This is a genomic window from Paenibacillus marchantiophytorum (assembly GCF_014640555.1).
Lineage (GTDB): Bacteria > Bacillota > Bacilli > Paenibacillales > NBRC-103111 > Paenibacillus_E > Paenibacillus_E marchantiophytorum.
In genome coordinates, this window is sequence record NZ_BMHE01000008.1 from 119,572 (window position 1) to 142,955 (window position 23,384).

At 50.8% G+C, this 23,384-nt stretch carries 9 protein-coding genes and 4 pseudogenes; 1 reads left to right on the forward strand and 12 read right to left on the reverse strand.

What is annotated here, in order from left to right:
- Nucleotides 1-79 precede the first annotated feature (79 nt).
- From IEY34_RS10610 to IEY34_RS10655, 11 genes and pseudogenes are all read right to left on the reverse strand, one after another.
- A complete protein-coding gene (locus IEY34_RS10610; protein WP_189011164.1) occupies nt 80-529 on the reverse strand; it encodes a GNAT family N-acetyltransferase in 450 nt (149 codons plus the stop codon).
- Between the two features lie 364 nt (nt 530-893).
- Nucleotides 894-2,516, reverse strand: a complete 1,623-nt coding sequence (locus IEY34_RS10615) for an S-layer homology domain-containing protein (protein WP_189011166.1) — start codon at nt 2,514-2,516, stop codon at nt 894-896.
- A gap of 66 nt (nt 2,517-2,582) precedes the next feature.
- Nucleotides 2,583-3,218 (reverse strand): annotated as a pseudogene (locus IEY34_RS37785) (immunoglobulin-like domain-containing protein); the annotation flags it as partial.
- A 32-nt stretch (nt 3,219-3,250) separates the two neighbouring features.
- The gene (locus tag IEY34_RS10620) at nt 3,251-12,037 is read right to left on the reverse strand and encodes an Ig-like domain-containing protein (protein ID WP_189011168.1); all 8,787 of its coding nucleotides are present in this window, start codon (nt 12,035-12,037) and stop codon (nt 3,251-3,253) included.
- A 329-nt stretch (nt 12,038-12,366) separates the two neighbouring features.
- Nucleotides 12,367-12,621 (reverse strand): annotated as a pseudogene (locus tag IEY34_RS37790) (DDE-type integrase/transposase/recombinase); the annotation flags it as partial.
- A gap of 18 nt (nt 12,622-12,639) precedes the next feature.
- The gene (locus IEY34_RS37520; protein WP_189011172.1) at nt 12,640-12,795 is read right to left on the reverse strand and encodes a DeoR family transcriptional regulator; all 156 of its coding nucleotides are present in this window, start codon (nt 12,793-12,795) and stop codon (nt 12,640-12,642) included.
- Nucleotides 12,752-13,288, reverse strand: coding sequence for a D-lyxose/D-mannose family sugar isomerase (locus IEY34_RS10635; RefSeq protein WP_189011174.1), 537 nt, complete (start codon nt 13,286-13,288; stop codon nt 12,752-12,754). The genes IEY34_RS37520 and IEY34_RS10635 overlap by 44 nt, the downstream gene beginning before the upstream one ends.
- Before the next feature lie 100 nt (nt 13,289-13,388).
- Nucleotides 13,389-14,465 (reverse strand): Gfo/Idh/MocA family oxidoreductase, encoded by a 1,077-nt coding sequence (locus tag IEY34_RS10640; protein WP_189011176.1) that lies wholly within the window; start codon nt 14,463-14,465, stop codon nt 13,389-13,391.
- 60 nt (nt 14,466-14,525) lie between these two features.
- Entirely contained in the window at nt 14,526-21,014 is a 6,489-nt protein-coding gene (locus tag IEY34_RS10645) for an OmpL47-type beta-barrel domain-containing protein (RefSeq protein ID WP_189011178.1), read from the reverse strand.
- Between the two features lie 59 nt (nt 21,015-21,073).
- Nucleotides 21,074-21,355: a DUF3502 domain-containing protein gene (locus IEY34_RS10650; RefSeq protein ID WP_189011180.1), complete on the reverse strand. Its 282-nt coding sequence runs from the start codon at nt 21,353-21,355 to the stop codon at nt 21,074-21,076.
- 349 nt (nt 21,356-21,704) lie between these two features.
- Nucleotides 21,705-21,800: pseudogene (locus IEY34_RS10655) on the reverse strand (sugar ABC transporter permease); the annotation flags it as partial.
- A 399-nt stretch (nt 21,801-22,199) separates the two neighbouring features.
- Between IEY34_RS10655 and IEY34_RS10660 the strand changes: the two are divergent.
- Nucleotides 22,200-22,364, forward strand: a complete 165-nt coding sequence (locus IEY34_RS10660; RefSeq protein ID WP_189011182.1) for a hypothetical protein — start codon at nt 22,200-22,202, stop codon at nt 22,362-22,364.
- Between the two features lie 741 nt (nt 22,365-23,105).
- On the opposite strand, the pseudogene IEY34_RS38115 reads toward IEY34_RS10660, so the two are convergent.
- A pseudogene (locus IEY34_RS38115) lies at nt 23,106-23,323 on the reverse strand (IS5/IS1182 family transposase); the annotation flags it as partial.
- Nucleotides 23,324-23,384 lie beyond the last annotated feature (61 nt).

Genomic DNA, 23,384 nt, shown 5'->3' on the forward strand with positions numbered 1-23,384 from the left:
GTTAGCTTAATACCAGAAGGAGCAGCTGCCGCGGCGGCAAGCTGCTCCTGGATCGCTCAACTAATGTTCTTACGTTAGTTTAGTCCTCGAATTTTCTTATAAAATTTTTTTGGTCCTTTGTAAATCTATAGCCGCGTCGTTCGTAGAACCTATGAGCATGTATTCGACTTGGGTGGGATAACAGTTTCATCCCAGAAAATCCATTGTCCTTTCCCCACTGTTCAAGACATTCGATTAACATGCTGCCTATACCTTGATTTCTATAACTTTCTTTAACAACAAATCCCAGGACGTTTACTAATGAGTCGGAAAAAAGTAATTCATACGGGCTTCCATGAATATATCCTATTACCTCGTTGTTTTGTTCGTAAACAAAGATGATATCTTTAGTTTTCTTTGTAATGATTTCAATCTTCTCTTTTATTTTCTCTTTGGATAATACATGCAGATTCGGGTTAAAGTCATGATTTAACAAATAAATATCGTGATAATCAGTTACCCTAATTTCCCTGACATTGTTTTCTTCCATATATGAACGCCTCAATTCGTTAGATCATTACAAACACCTGAAATAAAAGTTACAGGTCTTTGCATATTTTAGCAATCCACTATGTTTGCACTGTTCTGCCCGTTACTTCAATAAATGAAAAGAGGAGTTGCTGTAAAGCAAACTCCTCCACTATGTTTTCTATTTTCGAGAAAATCGGTGCATTTTAAAGCAATACTTTGATCTAAATCGAATAGAAGCAACATTCCATAAAAAGGTTTGAATGAACATTGTCAGCAGAACATTGAGTATTATGGATCATTAAGCATGAAGCGACCCACAGCGATAAAGTCCGCGTCTATATTGGCCAAGGTAGCTTCGACAGAGGCCTTATTCATTTCCGTTCTTACTTCACTTTCTTCTCCCCGCCTTCTGTAAGGCGCTCATACCGATGCTCCGTCGATGCCTCCTCGACGTAGCCGAACGCCCAGTGAGAGGCAGGTACATCTGACCATGTCGGTGACGATACGCCGGATAGCGGTCCCCGCTGAAGCAGACGATCGATGATCGTAACAGCTTCGGCTCTGGACAGCTCCCGATCCGGCTGGAACGTTCTATCCGGATAGCCGTTCATCACGCCTGCCGCCATGACCCGGGCGATCGTCTGCACGCCCCAGTGGCCTTGCGTATCCGAAGCGCTTGCCGCCGCTGTTTCGTTCAGCCCTTTCCAGACAGCGATAATTGATGCCATTTCGGCTCTCGTTATCGACTGTGAAGGCCGGAACGTTCCGTCCGGGTACCCCCTCATGAGGCCGGTTCGTGCCGCATCGGCAATATATTCATTCGCCCAATGATCCTGCTTCATGTCAGAATAGACGGTCCCGGTTCCTTTCGGTCCTTCATAAACACGCGAGAGGAGGGCAGCCATCTCGGCTCGGCTGATCGCGTTCTCCGGTTTGAAGGTACCGTCCGGGTAACCGAATACGAATCCGGAATGCTTACCGCGCTGCGCCGCCAGCCCGCTGAACAGCTTTTTGCGCATGGCGCCGTCGCTTGTTGCATCCCCAGCATACGTCACCTCTACACGCTGGCCTTCCTTAGCGGGGGGTTCAAGGATAAGCTTGATCCGCCCTTGGTCGAGGACGACCTCAACGATCCGAACCGGCTTGCCGTCTACCGTCACCTTGAAGCCGTCTTTGTCGAGTCCTTCGTTCCCGCCGTCATGATCAATGACGATGTGGCCTTCATCGACCGACAGTTCCGCTTTGGTCAAAGCAGGCGTGACCTTCACCGGTTTCGATCCGTCAGACGACGTCCCGGTCGAAGACCCGTCTCCCGAAGGCGTACCCAGCTTAACAAGGGTGAACGTACTGAACTTGTCGATCTCGATTTGGATCCCGTAAGGCGCTCCGTCCCTGTTGACGATCGTTCCCGTCACCAGCTTTTTCTCGCCGTCGCTATGTTCGATGAATACCCTCAAGGAATTGAGGAAATCAGCCTGATTCGTCGGCGGTACAATGCCGTTGAAAGGAATCGTCAGCTTCGTTCGGAAGCTGCTGTAGTTCGTTTCGATCTTTTGCGGCGTGCCGACGATTGTTGCTTGTGCGCCCCCCGGCGCCTGCCGCACTGCCTGCTCCTGCAACACCCGATTAGCCAGTGTCTGCCGCTTCAGCTCGTCGCGAACCGGCACGATGCGGAAGTACACATCCATCGCCTGATTCATCATTTGACGCAAAATGGCGTTATCCAGCGTCAAATTCGCCGTTTCGCTTTCAACGCGCAGGGTAAGTCCGCGGCCGGCCAGCGCTGAAACACCACCTGCCACGATCTCTACAGCAAATTCATCGGGAACATCGCCAGCCGGCGCATCCATCAGGATGCGGGCGGTCTGTTCCCCCGTCTCTCGGCTGCGATCTAGAATTCGGTCAGCCGAAGCCTCATCCAAAATCGTTTTGTCGATCCGGGTCAGATCGGACAAAACCGTTCGCGTAATGTCAAGAGGACTGGAGTAGCCCCCGTTCTCACCCACAACCTTGATGGTGCGCGTGCGCTCCGTAACGGATTGCTTGGAGATCGTGCCGCTCTTGACGATCAGGAGGAACGGCCGCGTTGCGGATCGTCCGTTCTTCGAGACGGTGGCCGTCACGATGACGCTCTGCTCCTCCGGTTGGCGGTTAACCCGGCCCATAATTTCATTCCCCTGAAGCTCTCCAATAGCGATCACCCCAGGCTTGTTTGACATCCAGACGACGTTCGTTTCGTGCTTACCTACGGCAAGCAAGTAAAGCAACGAGGTGACGCTCTCCCATGTATCGCCATTGCTAAAACCGATACTCAGATGCTTGAGCGCGTCCTCCAACTCGGAATCCGTATTGTCGCCTCCGTTCCGCTTCAACACAAGGAACGAAGAACGCGCCACATCGGAGCCGTATCCGGCCAGTACCATGTACCGGCCGAGCGCGGCGTCCGCCGCTAGATGGAACGAGGTCTCAAAATGCCCGTTCCGAACCGGCAGCGACCGAAAATAATAAACATCGTCCTGCGGATCAAAAACTTTTAAAATAACCTCCTGGGTGTCGGCAGCGCCGCCGATCGTAACGCTGTCACCCTGATACTTGTCGGCGATTCCCGCAATGACCGGAGCCGCCTGAGCGGCCGTTACGGGTACGCCTTGGCCGATCAGTAGCGATAAAAGCATGACAAGCTGTAGGACAATTCTTGTTGATTTCATAATTTTCAAGCGAACCTGCCTCCCGAAATTCGTTATTCGCCTCTTGCCGTCACAACATCCGTCCGCTCTTCGGACAAGCTGTGTCCGACATCGCTGCGGTTGTATTCCGGACGGGTGACGACGACCGCATACACCAGATCGCCGATTTCCGCGCGGTCGATATGCAGCGTGAACGGCTGCGGAGCGCGGCCGTCAATCGATTGCCCGACCACGAAGACAGGCGTGTCGTTCCGCATTCCTTGCAACACGACGTACGCCTTGCCCGCGTAGGGCTCTGCTCCCGGCTTCAGCGTAACCGTGACGGTGACATCCTTATCTTTCCATGCCGTTATCACATCGTATTTCGGCTTGTTCGGAATAATCACGTTTGTCGGATTGCTCTCCTTGTGTCCCGGCTCCTTGGCTGTCACACGGATGATGTCCCCGTTATCCAGCCCCGGGATATCGATTTCGACCGGCCCTTCGCCCGGGCCCGGATTTTCGCCTTCGCCCAGCTTATTGCCATCCTCGTCATAGATCGTGATCTTCGTGCCAGGCGGTACTTTATCCACTTTAACCTTGTTCCGATCCGGATCGACAGTGACATTGCGCGGATCAATCGGCTTGCTTGGTTCCTTGGTCACCGTATTGTCCGTCTTCGTACTTTCTTTCTTGCCCGGCTCGGTGTTTGTTAATTTAATGACGTCGCCTTCCTTCAGGCCAGGTATCGTGATCACAACAGGTCCTTTGCCAGGGCCCGGATTTGTACCGGTCCCGATGACCTTGCCGTCCTTGTCGTACACGTTGACCGTCGCTCCCGGCTCCACATCTTTCACGGTCACTTTACCTGTATCCGGATCGGCAGCGACATTGCTTGGATCAATCGGCTTGCTCGGCTCCTTGGTCACCGTCTTGTCCGTCTTCGTACTTTCTTTCTTGCCCGGATCGGTGTTTGTTAATTTAATGACGTCGCCTTCCTTCAGGCCAGGTATCGTGATCACAACAGGTCCTTTGCCAGGGCCCGGATTTGTACCGGTGCCGATGACGTTGCCTTCCTTGTCGTATACGTTGACCGTCGCTCCAGGCTCCACATCTTTCACGGTCACTTTACCCGTATCCGGATCGGCAGCGACATTGCTCGGATTAATCGGCTTGCTCGGCTCCTTGGTCACCGTCTTGTCCGTCTTCGTACTTTCTTTCTTGCCCGGCTCGCTGTTTGTTAGCTTGATCACGTCGCCTTCCTTCAGGCCAGGTATCGTGATAATGACCGGTCCTTTGCCAGGGCCCGGATTTGTCCCCGTGCCGATCACATTGCCGTCCTTGTCGTAGATTTTAACCGTCGCTCCAGGCTCCACATCTTTCACGGTCACTTTCCCCGTGTCCGGATCGGTGGTGACATTGTTCGGATCGATCGGCTTGCTGATTTCACCGGGCGACTGGAATGTCACCTCGGCGCGCTGACCGATTTTGACATTCCCTGTAACTTCCTTGGCTTCATACGAGACTTTCTCCACAATTTTATCTGTTACCGTAAAGATCGCATTTCCATCGGTATCGCTTATTTTTTGTACCGGCTTGATTACCGAGGAACCGCCGAGGGCTGTCAGATTCACGGTTTTACCGCTTAGAGGCTGGCCACTCACATTCTTCAGCGTCACGGTAATCGTAGAAAATGCCGTGCCGTCAGCATCGACCGTCGTCGGAGAAGCGATAACCGTGGACCGGGCCACGCTGGTCGTTTGATCACCTGTTCCCGGTGTGGTCTGGAACGTAACGTCCGCCTTTGCCGCAATGTTGACCTGATCCGTTTCGTCTTTGGCGCTGTAGAAAATTTTCTCCGCATAGCTGTTTGTTACGGTGAATACTGCTTGGCCTTGCATATCGCTCACACCTTGCACTGTTGTGATGACCGATTGGCCGCTGTCGGCTTTCAGGCTAACCGTTTTGCCGCTCACTGCTTGACCGTTCTTGTCTAAGAGCGTCACGGTGATCGTGGACATCGTCTTACCGTTCGCCGCTACCGCTACCGGTGCTGCTGTAATCGTAGAACGCGCTACACTGGCCGGCAAAGCGCCTGTCCCACGGGGCACTTGAAACGTCACCGTTGCTTGCTCGGCAATGGTGACACCGCTCGTCAAATCCGTGGCGCGGTATATTACTTGTTCCGCAACGCTGTTAGTAACGGTGAAAATCGCTTGACCTTGCCCATTGCTCGTTCCATGCACGGCGGTAATGGCGGAACTGCTGCCCCCTGCCGTCAAGATCACCGTCTTCCCGCTGACGGGATCGTTATTCGCATCCTTCAGCGTCACGGTGATCGTCGATTTGTCCGTTCCGTCCGCTGCCACCGTGGACGGCGTTGCCTTCACCGTAGAGTTCACGACGCTAGACTTCTTTGTGCCCATGCCAGGGGCAGATTGGAACGTTACTGTCGCTTGTTCGGCGATGCTCACCTGACTCGTTTCATCTTTGGCGGTGTAAGTCACTTGTTCGGCAGCTATGTCCGTGACCGTGAATATCGCTTCGCCTTGCGCATTGCTTGTTCCGGTTCCGTCAACAGCGGTAATGACCGAGCTACCGCCGGTAGCCTTCAAACTGACCTTCTTGCCGCTGACCGGCTGGTTATTTGCATCCTTCAAAGTCACCGTTACCATAGACGTATCTATGCCGTTCGCCGCTACTTGTGCCGGGGTTGCCTTCACCGTGGAAAGCTCGACACTGGATTTTGGCGTTCCCGGTCCTGACGCTTTAAAGAACGTCACGACCGCTAGTTCGGCGATGCTTACATGATCCGTTTCGTCTTTGGCGCTGTAAGTTATTTCTTCCGCGACCGTATTCGTTACGGTAAATGTCACTTCTCCTTGCGGATTGCTCGTACCATAAACAGAGTTAATGACCGAACTACCGCCGCTGGCCGACAGGCTCACCAACTTATTGCTCACCGGCTGGTTGTTCGCATCCCTCAGCGTCACGATGATCGTCGATTTGTCCGTTCCGTTCGCTTCAACGATCACTGGCGTTGCCGTGACGATCGATGCTGACACGCTCGATTTCGAGCCGGGTCCTCCGGCCGACAGGGTTTCAAAAGTTACGACCGCTTGTTGCGCTAGCGTTACGCCGTCGGTCAAATCCTTGGCCGTATATGTCACTTGCTCTTCCTTCGAATTCGTTACGTTAAAAGTCGCCTGCCCTTGGGCATCGCTCGTTCCATAAACCAGATCAATGACCGTAGTACCGCTGTTTGGTGTCAGGTGCACCTGTTTGCCGCTAACCGGCTGGCCGCCTGCGGTTTTCAGCGTCACCGTGATCGTCGATACCCCGCCGTTCGCTTGTACCTTCACCGGGGACGCGACAACTGTTGATTGTGTCACACTGGACTTCGATCCGCCGCCCGCCGTTTTTTCAAAGATCACCGTCGGACGCTGCGCCAAGATGATGCCGCTCGTTTCATCTTTGGCTGTATACGTTACTTTCTCCGCTGATGCATTCGTTACCTTGAACACCGCGGTGCCATCCGTTCCGACCGCTTGCGTATCGCTTGCCCCATAAAGGGATTTGATGACGGAGCTGCCGCTGTTTACGGTTAACCGCACCGTCTTGCCGCTGACCGGTTGACCGTCAGCCGCCTTCAGTGTCACCGTGATCGTTGACGGCGTTATGCCGTCCGCTTCCACTTGCAGAGGGGAAGCCGTGACCGTTGAAACCGTCATGCTCGTTGCCGGTCCCCCCGAACCCCCTGCCGGAGCTTCGAAGGTGACCTTGGCACGCTGCGCAATCGTTACGTTATCGCTCTCATCTTTGGCCGTGTACGTCACTTGCTCCGCCACCGTGTTCGTCACCGTGAAAACGGCCGTACCATCGGGCCCGCTGTCGACTTGTGCCGGCGTAATTACCGAGCTGCCGCCGGCTGCCGTCAGGCGCACCGTTTTACCTGCAATCGGCTGTTTGTTCACATCGTTCAACGTTACCGTAATCGTTGAAGCTGCCACCCCGTTGGCTTCTACTTTCGCAGGGGACGCCACCACTTTCGACTCCGCCACGCTGGACTTCGGAGCACCCGCTCCGCCAGCCGTTTTTTCAAAGGTTACGGTTGCACGCTCCGCGACCGACACCCCATCTGTCTCGTCTTTGGCCGTATACGTCACTTGTTCCGCTGTCCTGTTCGTGACCGTGAACACCGCTGTGCCATCCGCTCCGCTAAAGACATAGGACGGTGCCATTTGCGAACTGCCGCCATCGGCTGTCAATCGCACCATTTTGCCACTTACCGGCTGGCCGCCTGTCGCCTTGAGCGTTACCGTAATGGTCGAGGCTGCTATTCCATTAGCATCTACTTTCTCCGGAGAAGCAACGACGGTTGAATCAATAACGCTCGTTACCGGACCCGCCGTACCGACAGCCGGAGCTTCGAAGGTCACTTTCGTGCGCTGCGCAAGCGTCACGCCGTCTGTTTCATCTTTCGCCGTATACGTGACCTGCTCGGCCTTCAAATTCGTTACCGTAAATACTGCGGTGCCCTCGGGTCCGCTTTTGACTTGCTGCGCCGGCGAAATCACCGAACTGCCGCCTAACGCTGTCAAGCTCACCATTTTATCGCTGACCGCTTGACCGCCGGCCGTTTTCAACGTCACCGTAATCGTCGAGGCCGCACTGCCATTCGCTTCTACTTTCTCTGGGGATGCGTTCACCGTCGACTCCGTCACGCTCGACTTCGGCTCACCCGCTCCGCCAGCTGGAGCTTCAAAAGTAATGGTTGCACGCTGCGACAAAATCACGCCATCGGCCGCATCTTTGGCCGTATACGTCACTTGTTCCGCAGCCGTATCCGTTACCGTAAACACGGCGGTACCATCCGCACCGCTGACGACTTGCTGCGACGGCAAAATTTTCGAACTGCCGCCGTCGGCCGTCAAGCTCACCGGTTTACCGCTAATCGCTTGGCCCCCGGCCGTCTTCAGCGTCACCGTGATCTTTGATGCCGTACTGCCGTTTGCTTCTACTTTCTCTGGGGAGGCAACGACCGTCGATTTCCCATCGCTTGTTGCCGGCCCACCGGAACTTACGGCAGGGGCTTCAAAGGTCACCACTGCGCGCTGCGCCACCGTCACGCCGTCCGTCTCGTCCTTCGCCGCATAGGTCACCTGTTCTGCCACCGTATTCGTTACCGTAAACACCGCCGTACCGTCGGGCCCGCTGCTGACGGGTTCCCCCGGCGTTATCACCGAGCTGCCGCCATCGGCTGTCAGACGCACCTTGTTGCCGCTGACTGGCTGACCGCCGGCTGTTTTCAACGTGACAGTAATCGTCGAGGCCGCGCTGCCGTTCGCGTCAACCGTTGACGGGGAAGCAAACACCGTCGATTCGACCACGCTGGACTTCGTACTGCCCGGTCCCGCTGCCGAGTTTTCAAAGGTGACCGTCTCGCGCTGAGCCAGTGTAATGCCATCCGTCTCATCCTTCGCCGTATAAGTCACCTGTTCCGCCGCCGTGTTCGTCACCGTGAACACCGCCGTGCCGTCGGAGCCGCTGACGGCTTCCGCCGGCGCAATCACCGAGCTGCCGCCAGCCGCTTTCAGGCTTACCTTCTTGCCGCTGACCGGCTCGCCGCCCACCGTCTTCAGCGTCACGGTGATCGCCGATGAATTGGTTCCGTTTGCCTCAACTTGGGTCGGCGATGCCAGCACCGTCGACTCCGTCACGCTCGGCTTCCCTGTGACGGCAACAACCGGCGAACTTTCAAAAATGACCGTCGCTTGCTGCGCCAATGTGACATGGCCCGTTTCATCTTTGGCTGTGTACGTCACCGGCTCCGCCGCCGTATTCGTCACTGTAAATACAGCTTGACCCTTGGCATCGCTAATGCCCCGAACCGTCGTAATGACCGAGCTCCCCCCGCTAGCTGCAAGGCTCACCGTCTTGCCGCTAAGGGCTTGACCGCTGCCGTCTTTAAGCGTCACCGTAATCGTGGACGGCTGCGTCCCGTTCGCCTCGACCGCTTCCGGCGACGCCGTCACCGTCGATGCCAGCACGCTGGACTTCGGCCCGCCCGGACCCGCCGCCGGGGATTCAAACGTAACTGTCGGACGCTGCGCCAGCGTCACGCCGCCGGTGTCCTCCTTCGCCGTGTAGGTCACCTGCTCCGCCACTGTATTCGTCACCGTGAACACTGCGCTGCCGTCTGCCCCGCTCACGACTTGAGCCGGCGCAATCGCTGAGCTGCCGCCGCCAGCCGACAAATTCACCGTCTTCCCGGCGACCGGCTGGCCGGTATATGTTTTCAGCTTGACGGTAATCGTCGAGACCGCACTTCCGTCTGCCTCCACCTTTAACGGAGACGCCGTGACCGTCGATTGCAGCACACTGACGGCATTCGGGATTAGATAGGAAGCTTCAAAGGTAACTTTTGCCTGTTTGGCGATAGTGACCCCATCGGTCACATCTTTCGCTGTATAAGTCACTTGCTCAGCGACCGCATTTTTCACCTTGAAAACGGCTTGTCCTGCCGCATCGCTCACGACTTGGGCCGGAGCAATCTCCGAGCTGCCGCCATCCGCCGATAATTTCACCGTCTTCCCGACAACCGGTTTGCCGCTTGCATCCTTCAGGCTCACCGTAATCGTCGACTCCTGCGTTCCGTCGGCCTGCACCGTTTCCGGAATTGCACTAACGGTCGAATTGATGACGCTGGACTTGGACGCCGGCCCGCCAGGTCCGCCGCCGTCAGGCACCGCTTCAAAGCTAACGGTCGCACGTTGCGTCATCGTCACGATGCCTGTACTTGCCGTGTACGCCACCTGCTCCGCCGCCGTATTTGTCACGGCAAAAACCGCCTGACCGTTCTCATCGCTGACGTTTTTCACCGGACTAATTTTCGAGTTGCCTCCGTCAGCCTTCAAGTTGACGGATCTCCAGGAAACGGGATGTCCGCTTGCATCCTGCAGCTTGACAATCACCATCGCCGCTGTCTTTCCATCCGCCGGAACACTTGTCGGCACAGCCGTAACCGTCGACTTCCCGGAATCCGGCTCGCCCGCCGTAAAAGAAACGGTCGCTTTTCCGTTGATCGCGGTCTTGCCGATTTTTGCCGTATAATCAACCTGTTCGATGACACGGTCCGTCACCTTGAACGTCGCTCGTCCCGATGCATCGGTTGCGGGTTGAATTGGGGTAATGACCGAACTGCCCCGGTTGGCGGTCAGTTCCACCGTTTTGCCCTCAATCGGACGATTCTGCGAATCCTTCACTGTAACCGTGATGGTAGAAAAAGTCGTGCCATCAGCCACCGTCATCTGGGGCGAGGCGGCAATCGTCGATTTCGCGGCATCCGCGATCGTTTCCGTCGTAAACGTCCATGTCGAGTTGTTGTTGATTCCTGCATACGGGTTATCCGACAAATCCCTGAACGCGCCGGCGTCAACATTCACATAATAGGCCGTACCCGAAGCCAGCGGGTTTCTCGGCTTGATTGTCACCTTGTTGCCCGATACCGTTACTTGCGTTGTATCGTTTACTTGAAAGTACATGGCCGTGCTATTGTCGGAAACTTTAATATATTTACTTGTTCCCGCTACCACATCCTTGTCAAACGTCATCGTCAGATCCGTATCGACCGCGACCTGCTTCGCTCCGTTTTCCGGCGTAAGTGCGGTAACTTTGGGCGGTGTCATATCGGGTACCGGTATCCTTTTGACCATTGCGTTCCGCGTTAGCCCATCCGTATAAGCCGCGTACAAATATCCGTTAGAAACAGCCAAAGACGTTCTGCTTGTTACTTTCGCGAGACTTCCAGACCCATCCCCTTGCGAAAAATTAGGCGTACCTACGACAGACCAAGATTCTCCGTTAAATCTCTTTACTGTGATTTTTCCGCCATATCGATCAATATAAGATACAAAGGGCGTACCATTGATTACTTTCATATCGGTATCCAACACAATACTATTGAAGAAGCTTCCGCCCAAAGTGGCCCAATAATCCGTGTTCATGCCGGATTTCGATAATTTTTTTACAGTAGCGCTAGAACTATAGTACACATTGCCATTTTCCACATACACAACATGAGCGTTCGCCGCGACGCTTGTGTCCTTCACCCCAACGAGCTGCCACTCATTCCCGCTATACTTTTTGACAACAAAACCTTGATATTCGTTATATCCCATATACATAGTACCTTGCTCGTCAAGAAAAAGCGTGCTATGCCCCGAAGAGGCATTTACGTCTGTGAATACTTCCTGCCATTTCCCGGTTGCTTCGGTGTAGTTCTGGACAACAGCTTTGAAGATCGTCCTATGCGAAGCATCCTGATACTGGTAGAGATACGTCACATACGGAACGCCATTCTTTACAACAAGCGTCCCGTGAGGATTCATATCGACATTTTCCCCGAAACCTCTGTCGCCTACGAATTCCCATTTATCGCTCGTCTCGTTAAATTTAGCGAGAGACATTTTCTTATTTTTCTCCGCATCGAGAAATAATAAATAGGAAACTCCATTGTCAACAAAAAGGGCAATCCGACTTTGGTTGTCTACTTTCAATGCATCGGTGTTGCCGATGCCAACCCAGTCGTTATTTTCATACTTCATAACTACGACCTTGTAGGTAATCTTGCCCCCTACAAATCTCTGATCAATAAAGGCCATGTATGGAATGCCCTGATCCACTTGAAGGTTTAACAAATCTTCCGAACCGTAGAACGGCGAAGGCGTGCGAGCGCCTACCTCTTCCCAATCCGCTTGCTGCGCAGCCGTACCGACCCCGGTTCCCGCCGGAAATATGCCGGATAAAAACAGCACTGCTACTAGAATCAGCGAAATGATCTGCTTCATTAGTAATTTCATCGTCTCATGTTTCCTCCTCAACCACTCTGTTAGATGAACACGACCGAAACCCTTTGAATTTCAGGCTTTTATGTCGATAATTATTCATACTATCAAACCGGTCTCACAAAATTATCACAAAACTCCCTCATCCCTCCCAAATCGACAATTTTCTACAATATTTATTCTGAAATTCGAAAGTACTTTCTCTGAAACAAGAAAAAGGGCTCAAATCTTTGGTAGGGTTGTGGTGCAAGAATTAAAAAAAACAGTAAATACCCAACAAATTGCAAATTAAACTTTGCAACTATACCAAATATTTTATTGAGCCATTCAACAGCAGAAAGGACAGACGAATTATTATTCGCCTGTCCTTTACTTATCATATGCATGGCCTCGATTCCCTTCAACGTCTGTTCTGCAGTGGGAAACGATTTGAAACCAAGCATCGGTTTTGTGATTTTCTTTATGAATCGATGATCTTGTTCAACAATGTTGCTTAGATACTTAGTTTGTCTAACCAATGTTTCTTTTGGTAGGACTTTTTCATTTATTAATTCTTGTATGGCTGGTGGATATGCCGGGTTTTTGTCCAAAGTAATCACACATGGAAATTGATTATGTCACCCCGGTGTGTCGTTGCCTATGAGGATAGCGCCGCCAAATGTACGGCTCAGCAACCCTGCCAACCCCAGCTTCTCCAAGTCCCTGCGCAGCGCCATTTCGTGTGTAGCTTTATAAATTTGCCATTCGGGCGATCCGAGGGTCGGTAAAAACATCTAATTCATCCCGGCTCAGGCTGGAAAACTCGGAGACGATAGCCCCCGCGTCGCCTGCCTGAAACCAATGCTTGATGCCAGGCATGATGGTATACTGCTCACCCGGGCGAAGCGCGACTTCATGGAATACCGTGTAGTGCGCCTCGCTGCCAGACGGCACTTGACCGGCGATTGCCGGTGTCGCCTTACCTTGGACGTACAGATACACAATTCCTGCACGGCAGTGGAACGTTTCCATTTTGCCCGGTTCATCACCGACAGGTGGATGTAAGTGCTCGGGACAGGTTTGGCGCGGAAATAACACGAGCTCTTTGGCGCAATAGCGGTCCGTATTCACATAAGTTATAATTTCCAGACCTTGAAGCTCTAGTTCGCCTAGTCCAAAATCAGCCACTTCCACGTTCGCTTGTTCCGCATCGGTCAACTGAATACCGGCAGCAGCCAGTTCCTTCACCGTGCGCCGGCGAGCGGCCAGGATTTGCTCATTTTTCATGTCCCTACACACCCTTTTCCAAATGTTGATGATGAGGCCCGGTCCTCATGCCGTCGCAGCTCTGTTGCCAGCAAAGTAGTTTCATCGTCTTCACACCTTACTATTCATGCTGAATAGCGTCCATCATCATTTGAAAGATAACGAGATCCTGCAAGTAATCCTCTGGTGTCGTCTTGGGCGGCATCCCCTTCGTGACGACTTCATGGAAATATTCCAGTTCATACACATAAGCATCCTTGTAGGTCGTTCGAGCCGTTGATTGATTGAAATTGTCCCCAATCGTCTCGCTGATATGCAGTGTCGTTGGCAGTTGCCTGATATACGGGGTATCGTACTGGATAAGGACGGACTTGTTCTCGCCATACACCTCGATATGAGCATCAAATCTGCCTTGTTGATCTATCCCCGTCTCAAAAGTCACGTTAAAACCTTCATATTCAAAGATGGCATTCTTGAATCTTCCGTCCAGCCAAGAGGAGGCTGCTTTCACCCCGATCGGCATCCCGATTAACTCTCTCATCGCCGAAATATCGTGGCTGTTCAGTCCGAGCAACAAGCCATAGGCTACATACATCTCATCTGGCAATTCGCCAATTGCCTCTCTCATTAGTCTGGCGGTCCGCTCCTTGCGATCCTGTACTGCTAAAGAAGGGATATCATCGAAACGATAGACCGGGCTGGATTGACGCGTGAAGAACTGATTAGGGCCGATGATATCCCGCACTCGGGCATAGATAATCGGTCCCAGTGACTTGACCTCTTCGATTGCCCGAAGATAGGCGGGAGCAAACCGTCTCATATAACCTACCATGACATGTGCACTTGAAGCGTCACGCGCTTGAATAATCTCATTAACCTCACGTTGGGTACAGCACATCGGTTTCTCTACAAATACGTGTATATGCTTGTTTAATGCCGCAATCGTACATTCCGTATGATAATCCATATGATTCAGCACAAAAACAGCATCAAGATCGGACTGTTCAAGCATCTCATTATAGTTTAGAAATAATTGCTTAACCCGGTATTTCTCACCGATCTTGGCTAACAGCTTCGGTGAAATATCACAAAATGCCACCATCTCATAAAGCTCAGACAAGGACTCCAGAATCGGCAAATGAACCATTTGCGCGACTTCCCCTAAACCGATAATGCCTACTTTTATCTTGGTCAACATACAATCTCCTTTGTTCGTATGATGTGCCTCCCCATAAAGGGGAGGCTTTCAATCTTCCTTTTACAATTGAAATACAACCGTTGGATCTGTGGATATGTCTCTGACGATCTCTCTGTAAGTCCCATTGTAAGCCATGCCTAAGGTATAAGAACCAGGCAATAATTCCTTGCTGACTCCTCCGCTTGTTGTAGCGCCAATCGTCTGCCAACTTCCCGCGTAGTAGGATGCCACACCACCGTCTAACAGATTCCCTTGGCTGTCCTTCAGCTGTACCGTGACCTTGACCGTCTGAAATACGACTACGGGGTCTGTACCTGTATTCTGTACAATCTCCTTATATCTTCCCCCATAAGTCATGCCAAAGGTATAGGAGCTAGGCAGTACCTCCTTGCTGATCTCGCCTCCGATTGTATTGCCGAGGGTCCGCCAGCTTCCGGCATAATACTTTACCGTACCACTGTCCAACGGGTTCCCCAGACTATCCTTTAACTGTACCTTGGCCTTGACGGTCTGAAATGCGACTACCGCGTCCGTTCCTGTATTTTGTACAATCTCCTTATACGTTCCCTCATACGTGATGCCAAAGGTATAGCTTTTATCCTGTAAAGACTTGCTTACATTTCCCATGGCATCCGTTACGCCAAAATCTTTCCATCCTCCGTCATAGTATTTGACCACTCCGCCGTTGAACGGATTTCCGGTACTGTCCTTGAGCCGAACCTTCACCGTTGTAGCGGCGAGATTGAAGCTTATGCTCTTGGCTGTCTCGCTATTGCCGGCTAAGTCAGTCGCTCGGTATAGGAGTGTATATACCCCCTGCTTATCAAAGGTGAGCGCAGCTGTATAAGGCGTCCATGTCGCTCCGTTATTCACGCTATAGACGACCTGCCCAACGCCAGACACGTTATCAGAAGCGCTTAATGTGACCGTAACAGGGCTGACGTAGGTACCGCTTGATCCGTCCGGCGCTAATGGGACAATGACGGACGTTGTTATTGGAACCGTTCCGTCGATACGGACAGTTACGGTTTGCGTCGCTTCCTGATTACCAGCCAAATCCTTGCTGTAGTAGTTCAGTGTATGCACGCCTTCCCCTGCAATTGAAACGACATTCCCTGTTGCGTAAGCCCCAGAATCCAGGCTATAGAACGTACCTGCCAAGCCGCTTTCTAAGTCGCTGGCCGTCAAATGAACGACTTGATTCGTCGTCTGCCAACTGGATGGCGCATCACTGACCGTAACGGGAGGCACATCATCTACATACACGGTAACTGATTGCTGATAACCGCCGTCTGCCGTTGTAGCCGTTACCGTTGACACCCCATAGGTAACGCCTGTAACCGTGCCGCTGGCGCTAACTGTCGCCACAGTCGGCGAACTTGAAACCCAACTGATCCCTTTGTTAGTTGCATTCGTTGGCAACACACTGGGCACAATCGTTTCGAACTGCCCCTTGGATAACTTTAGTGTGCTTTTATTCAAACTCAATCCCGTTGCAGCAATCGTTAGCGGTCTGACTTCAACATCATCGACATAAAAAGGATTGCCGGTACCTGGAATTTCCGTGTATAAAAACATGGTTGTCTCTGTCACAACCCCGGTTTCATTGATGATAAAGCTCCCTTGAACTTGTTTCCATGCGGTAGCACTGAGCGGTTGACTGATGAACAAAATATACTGGTTAGGCGTAGGATTACCGTCTACCTTATATTGCAAGCCGATCCTGATCGTCTCGGTTGTGGTAGAACCAGATGCTAGTTTCGCCCAGGCTGAATAGTAATAGGGTTTCCCCTTTACAAGTGGGACAGGAAATTTAACACCTCCGTATCGATCTGTTTTCGTCAACAGTAAGGACTGCTGGCCCGAATGATGTTCCGCCGAAGTCAGCGAAGGCACGGCCTGATAAACGTAGTTAGGAGCCGCTAACGTACTTCCTTCCATGCCCGAATCTACGATAAGATTGGTGGCTCTTACCGCATTCGTCGGCTCTGTTACGGTAACCGTTGCGATGGCCCCAATGCCCGAATCATCCGAGGTTGCTTTAATTTGCGTCGTCCCCGTACCCAGTCCTGTAACCGTTCCATCGGCAGCGACGACAGCCACAATCGGATTCACGGATTCCCATTTGATCAGCTTATTCGTTGCGTTTGCCGGGGTAACGTTCGTTACGATCGTTTGCTTAGTGCCCAGAGTCAAGCTGAGTGTGGTTGGCGTTAGCGACAGACCCGTAACCGCAACCGTTGCATCCACGGTGACGAGCACTGATGCCGCTTTCCCTCCGTCTACCGTTGTTGCCGTTACGGTTGCTGTGCCCAAGCTGGCACCATACACCATTCCGTTCACATCCACGGTTGCAACACTCGGATTGCTCGAACGCCATATTAACTCTTTGTTGCTTACATTCGCTGGTGTGAACCCAGGAACCAATGCCTTGATTTTATCAACACCTACCGTGAGTGACGTCACACCTAAACTTATATTTGATGGATGAACCCAAACCGGGCTTCCCGAATATGTTATTGGCTTAACCGCAACGTCATCGACATAGTAAACGCCGCCTGGATTGTCAATCTCCGTATAGAGATACATCAGAACATTCGATACGACTCCTGATTCCTGAATGGTGTAAGTACCTTCGATCTGTGTCCAATCTCCCGCTTTCAGGCCAGGGCTTGTGAACATAATGAGTTGCTTGGTAACCCCGTCCAAGTTATATTGGATTCCCACCCTCAAGGGTTCATTGGTCGTCTTACCTGCAGCCAACTTTGCCCAAGCTGAGTACGTATACGGCTTGCCTTTTTCCACATTCAATGGAAAATTAATACTGCCGTAACGTGTCGTTTTCGTGATCTTGATGGACTGATGGCCGCTATGAGATTGTGTCGTATCCTTTACAGCAGTCGCATTCTGCAGCCCATATTGTGAAGTTTTACTTCCTTCAAATCCCGGATCTTCAATGAGATTATCTCCTTTTAGCGCAACTGTTGGCGTTATTTCCAATTGAACGGAATCCAGACTGAAGTCTCCGGAAGCCGTAGTTGGCACCACTTGGAGCTGTTTAATGGTTCCCGTCCAAGCAGCTAAGCTTGACGTATCAAACACATATTCCCGATAGACGGAATCGTTCGGGAGGATATAGGAAGAGATCATTTTCACCTCATTCCAACTGGTATCCCCGGTCGTTGTAAAGTAAATCTTCGCCTCGTCGCCGCTTGTCATATTGTTCATTCGGACGCGAATCCGCTTAATATCAGAAGCTGCAACTTGCAAATCATCCGGTGAAAGAATCGCAGGCTGGATACTTCCCGAAGTCCCATTTGAAGTTCCGCTGAAGACACCATTCGCAACGACGGGATTCGCGATCTGACTGTTGGCCGTCCAACCGTTGCTCGTCGTAAAATCCCATGTGATCGCTGTCGGATACACACGGACGGTTTGCGAAGGCGCATCCCAATTGGCAATCGCGCCAAAAGCTTGACGAAGATAGCTGAGCGGCGCCATCACCGTTCCGTTCGCAAGCTTGACAGGCGCATGCTCTAACGTAATCGCCTGACTTCCCTTGTAAGCGATGCCATCGCCAACCTTCAACTTATAAACGACATTATCTTTAACAGCCAACAGAGTACTCGTCACAGGGTCCCATTCCGGCTTTGCGCCTATTTGCAGGTACATCTCTTTCATTGGAAGCATGACGATGCCATCTTGTAGAAGCGCAGGTTGGCTGAATGGTTTGTAAGTGCCGTCCACGTAAGCCCGAATACCGGGCTGTGGAGAATAGATCGTTCGAATATAATCAATACTGATCGGTCCTACAGCGGAGATCGGATCGATCCGCATTTGCCGGATAGTCCCCGTCCAGTTCTTGTTTCTCCATGCCTCGACAATGTATTCTGTATAACCACTATCCAACGGATTTACATAGAAGCCGACAGCTTTAGCCTCATTCCACGTTCCATCTGCCTCCGTCGTAAAGAAGAAGCGGCCGTCAATATCATTCGCACTGTTCTTCATGCGAATAACAATATAAGGAATATCCTCTGCCTTGATCCCAAGGTGATCCGAGGAACGAATGCCAGGATCGGTATTATTCGTTACCCCCGAATAACTGCCGTCCTGTACGGTCACGCCCACAATCTGCTTCTCTACCGTCCAGCCCTCGGCGTCACCCGGAGTATTGAATTCCCACCTGTTCCCGTAGACATTAGTCATCACTGGCTGCGCCTGGTTTAAATTAGAAACCACTCTCCCAGCTGGATACAGGGTATTGATCCGTTCTTTCTGGGTCTGCGTTGGCACGCTGTCCGTATGCGGTGCGCTGCTTGCAAACACATTGCGAATGGCATCCACATAACCGAAACCAGCTAACCCAGCCGGCATGATGAAGTGACCTTCTCCGAACTCATTCCAGTTGTCAAGCATCACTAGTCTTTTACCAAGATTGCCTGCAGGAAGCGATGGCATATAGCTATCCTTCGTCCACTGCGCCAAGGACTGGAATTCCGACGGCGTGGCATAATAACCGAAGTTCAAGCCCCAGGCCGTATCATCTCTCCCCATGCTTAAACCGGGGATAATATCGATGGCACCTGCATCTTTCTCTTGCGTCATCTTAAGCTTTTGAAAATCTGGATGGCCGCCGAAGGAGCCCCAGGAATAGGCATACACCGCATCAAAGCCGACCGCTTTGCGGTTCAACAACTGCTGTGGATCCGTCCCGTTATACACGTTCAGCAGGATAATATCCGCAAACCCCGCTTTTTTCACTTCACTTCGCAAATAGTCAAGTTCCGCCTTAGCGGTCGTTATACTGTTGCCAAAAGCTTTTATCATCTCCTCATAATTGTAGATCGTAAAGACGGGTTTATTATCAATGGTCAAATAACGCGGATCTTTAAAGTAATATTCAATCCAGTAAGGAACTAAGTTCGTTCGGAAATCTGTTGCGTCTTTGACTTTAGAGTTTAGATTTTCAAACATAATTGCAAATTTAATCTGGTCACTGTATTTAGCATTAAAGTAACCGTTATCCAGCGCATGAGATAAATACGAATCTTTAATCGGCATCCGATTGGTGTCTCCGCCAATTGGCCTGAACCAGCAGGACATCTGGAAATTGATGCCGTGCTCTATCAGCCATTTCGTCTCCCAATCCGCCGTTTCCGGGCTGCCTTCGTCGTAGAACCCTAGAAGAGGCGTCCGATCCGGGTAAGGCTGAATCATATCCCACCCCAGATGATGGCCTTCCCGCCACATCGGGCAGCTTTGGACACCAACAATCTGATCGCCCGTACTCACTGCAACAGGTGCGGGCACATAATCGGCTGGCAGCGGCACCATTTTATACAAGAGAATATCATCCAGCCACATCTCTCCCCGATACGAAGCGGGGGTTGTAAATTTTATACTGTCAACAGCTGTCACGCCTGAAGCGAGCGCCACCCCTTGCGCCTGAAGCTTATCATTGATATAAATATCTGCTGACGATGCTGCCCAGTTCACTTTGATTTGAATATGCGTCCACAGATTTGCCAGATAATCGTACAGTGGAACAGGCTGCCCGCTTCCATTGACATATGACAGTTTTCCATCAGCTGTCGTTAGTTTGATGACGCTCGTCGTTCCGCTTTTTAGCTCAGCTTCCAATCCATCCGCTTTCTGCTTGTATAGAACCTTGAAGTCGTAGGTAAAATTATCCGACATTGGCGATATCGCTTTCGACAGACTCATACTGCCGGTGCTACTAGCCGCACTCAACTTCATGCTGTTGATATCCGGTTGCGAGGAACTAAGCATGCTGCTGACGGTGATTGCGCCGCCTGACGTAACCGCAGTCCAATCCTGCGGAATTGCGCCACCGTCAACGACCGAAATGAGCCTCTCATTGACGGCGTACCCTTTATACAATTTCAAAGGACCAAAGTAGAACTCCCCCATGGAGGCATCGCCTGTTTGCACTTGAAACCGGTTCAGTGTCGTTACCGCATTTTTGAACGTAGCTCCATTGGCCTTCTTCACGCCATTGATGTACACATCCGTTGTGTGCGCGTTCAGGTTCATAACGACCTTGATCCCATATTCCGTATTTGCAGCATAGGCTTGCAAGGGAACTATGGTGTTTGCGGAGGTCTCCAGACTAAGCATATTGTTTTGTGTAATTAAGCTAACGCCTACGACCTCATCGCTGAGCAACTGCCATTTCAAGCCGTCAATGACAGACAAAGGCTTAATTCGAAATTCCATGGTCAGATTACCAGCGCTTTGCGAAACAAACTTCTTATTCATAGAAACGGGCAGTACCGTGCTCGTATCGCTGATTTTGAAATTCGTGTTATACAGGCTGACCAGCGCCCCTCCTGCAGCGCGAACATCCCACCCGGACGGCTGGCTATTCCCTGGCGTCAAGGCTGACAAGAACGAGAAATCCTCGTCAATCAAATAACCCACCTCCGGATTGGCGGCGTCCGCTCTAACCTGCGTTGGCTGGAACGCGAAAATGATAGCGCATACAAATAAGCATGTAACGATCATGCCCAACAGCTTTTTACTCATCATCAAACTCCCTTTCCTTCTGAATATGATTAGAAACATTGTAGTCACAAGCCTAAACTTTATTTATTCTCTGCCTTCCAAGCATCATATTGCTTCTGAATCTCAGCCATCACTTTGTCGATGCCAGCGTCCACCAGTTTCTTCTTCGTTTCCTCAACATACTTCGGATAATCCGGCATGGATCCCGTCGTAAAGATCGGATTCGCCTCTGCCAGATAATCCGTTTTGATCGCCGCGTCTTTGGCAACACTCGTACTTGCCCCCGTACTTGCTGCGGGACTGGCGCTTTCTTTCGCACCATCGCAGTTGCAAGCAAGACGGATGTTCCTGATCCAAATCATTTTGCCGCTTTTGTTTTTTGACCTTTCACGTGGATTACCTCCTTATATTGTCTTTATATAATTTACAGATGCCGTGTGATTTTCCAGCACCTGAAACTATAAAACTTTGACATAAAATACAGTTATCACCTTCATAAAGCACTTCTGAAACAGTGGGAAAACAAGCAACATCCGCCCTGCAGTCAAAATACACATCGCCATGCGAGCACTTTAGGTTCGTGCAGGATCACCTTGTAGGCATCTAACGTAAAGTTCTTCATTTGATAATGTCATGATGAGTTACGAATTTACCCGTCGTGAATGCAGGCTTTAACCGAATTGTTCTTGGAGGATTCATAGTCGATGCTCCTTAGAAAAGTGAATTTTCCGGGTTGATTCTTCTCACGATATAATTGGTGCATAGAACCAGGCAAAACCCGACGATCGATTGAAAAAAGCCCGCTGCCAGCAACCATCCAGGAAATAAAGTAAGGAATGAACAAAATCGTTTGATAGACCTTTACAAATTTTCGACTCAGCTCATATCCCGTGATTGTATTTGTAATTCTTATTTTCTTGAAAATTCTTACCATCCATCCAACACATCCTAAGCTTTGAAATCTTGACTGCCATCTTTGTCGATAACCCAACTTTAGGTGATGCCCTGGGAATTGTACATTATAAACTAGGTAATTTCCTCCAAAAATGTGCAGGTTAGCCCCTTATCAACGGGGATCGCAAACTCCAAATTAAGTGAGTTCCTCTAACCTTGGTAAGCACGTGAGAGAAACTGCATTGCAGCCCCCACTGCTAGACGATCAGCATTGTATACTACACATAGGAGCAGATGGAGAGGAGCATAGACATGCGAAAAGATTTAGTCCCCTATCGGTATATGATTGATGAATTTCTTACTCCGTCGTTTCATTTCAGTATCTCCGAGCATGAGATAAGTCGGTTTCACGATTTGCATGGCCATGAATTTTTTGAGATGGAGATTATTTATCCGGAAAAGGCACACAAGTGCTGAACGGAGAGTCCTCTCGATTCCTCCTCGGCTCGGTTTACCTTCTGACCCCTGTCGATTTCCATACCATTATTCCTCCTGCTCTGGTGGCCAAACGGGTGGGGGGGACATAGAAATTGATCCCCAGACTTACCACTGTAATAATGATTATCGTAAAAAAGACAACAATATTTTTCTGAAAAAGATCGTTTCACATAATCTACTGGCGTCCATATCCATTTGAAAATTTTCAGCAAAACAACGCCTCCATTTTTTTCCAACGTTCAACATTTTCTTTTCATAGTATCGTAGGTGTAAATCTTGTTCTATAGTTAGGGAAAAGTCTCCGCTTGTCTTCTCGATTACTTAAAAAAACAAAAAGCCTCACGATTTCTCGTAAGGCAAGTATCAATTTGCTATATTTCCAATCTCATTTTTATGCACCAACCGCCCATCCCGAAACCTTACTACTCTTTTCGCCTGCTCCGCAACCTGCATATCATGCGTAATCACAATAATCGTCCGCCCCTGCTCGTTCAACCGCTTGAATATATCCATGACCCATAGGATGGGCACCTTTTATCAAAGTGTCCATCTACGGGCCAGAAGGATTAAACCCTTTTTATAGATGTGCGGCTGCTACAGCATTTGTAATCAGAATGAAATCTGGTTTTTAACTGGCGTTGATGAATCAAGTCTAAAATAGAAATTGACCCTCTTTAAAATAGAAATTTAGACCCACATCGCGTTGATGTGGGTCTCTTTCTGCGTGCTGAGTTCTACGCTTCGGGTCAATCTTTTGATGAGGTCTTTCATCGTAGGAATTCGCTCCATCACGCGGACGAACAAAGCAACTAACATGGCAGCATAATTTAGTTGCGTGAGTTTTCCGTTTTAGCTCCTTTTGGATACCACTTTTAAAAAAGGCATGATGTACAGAGTCTCAACAACCAGGGCATATTATCTCTGGGTGGTATTCCCAATAACTGTTGTAAGGAGAATAGTTCTTATTAGTGAAGGCGGCAGGTCTTCGCTTCAATGCAT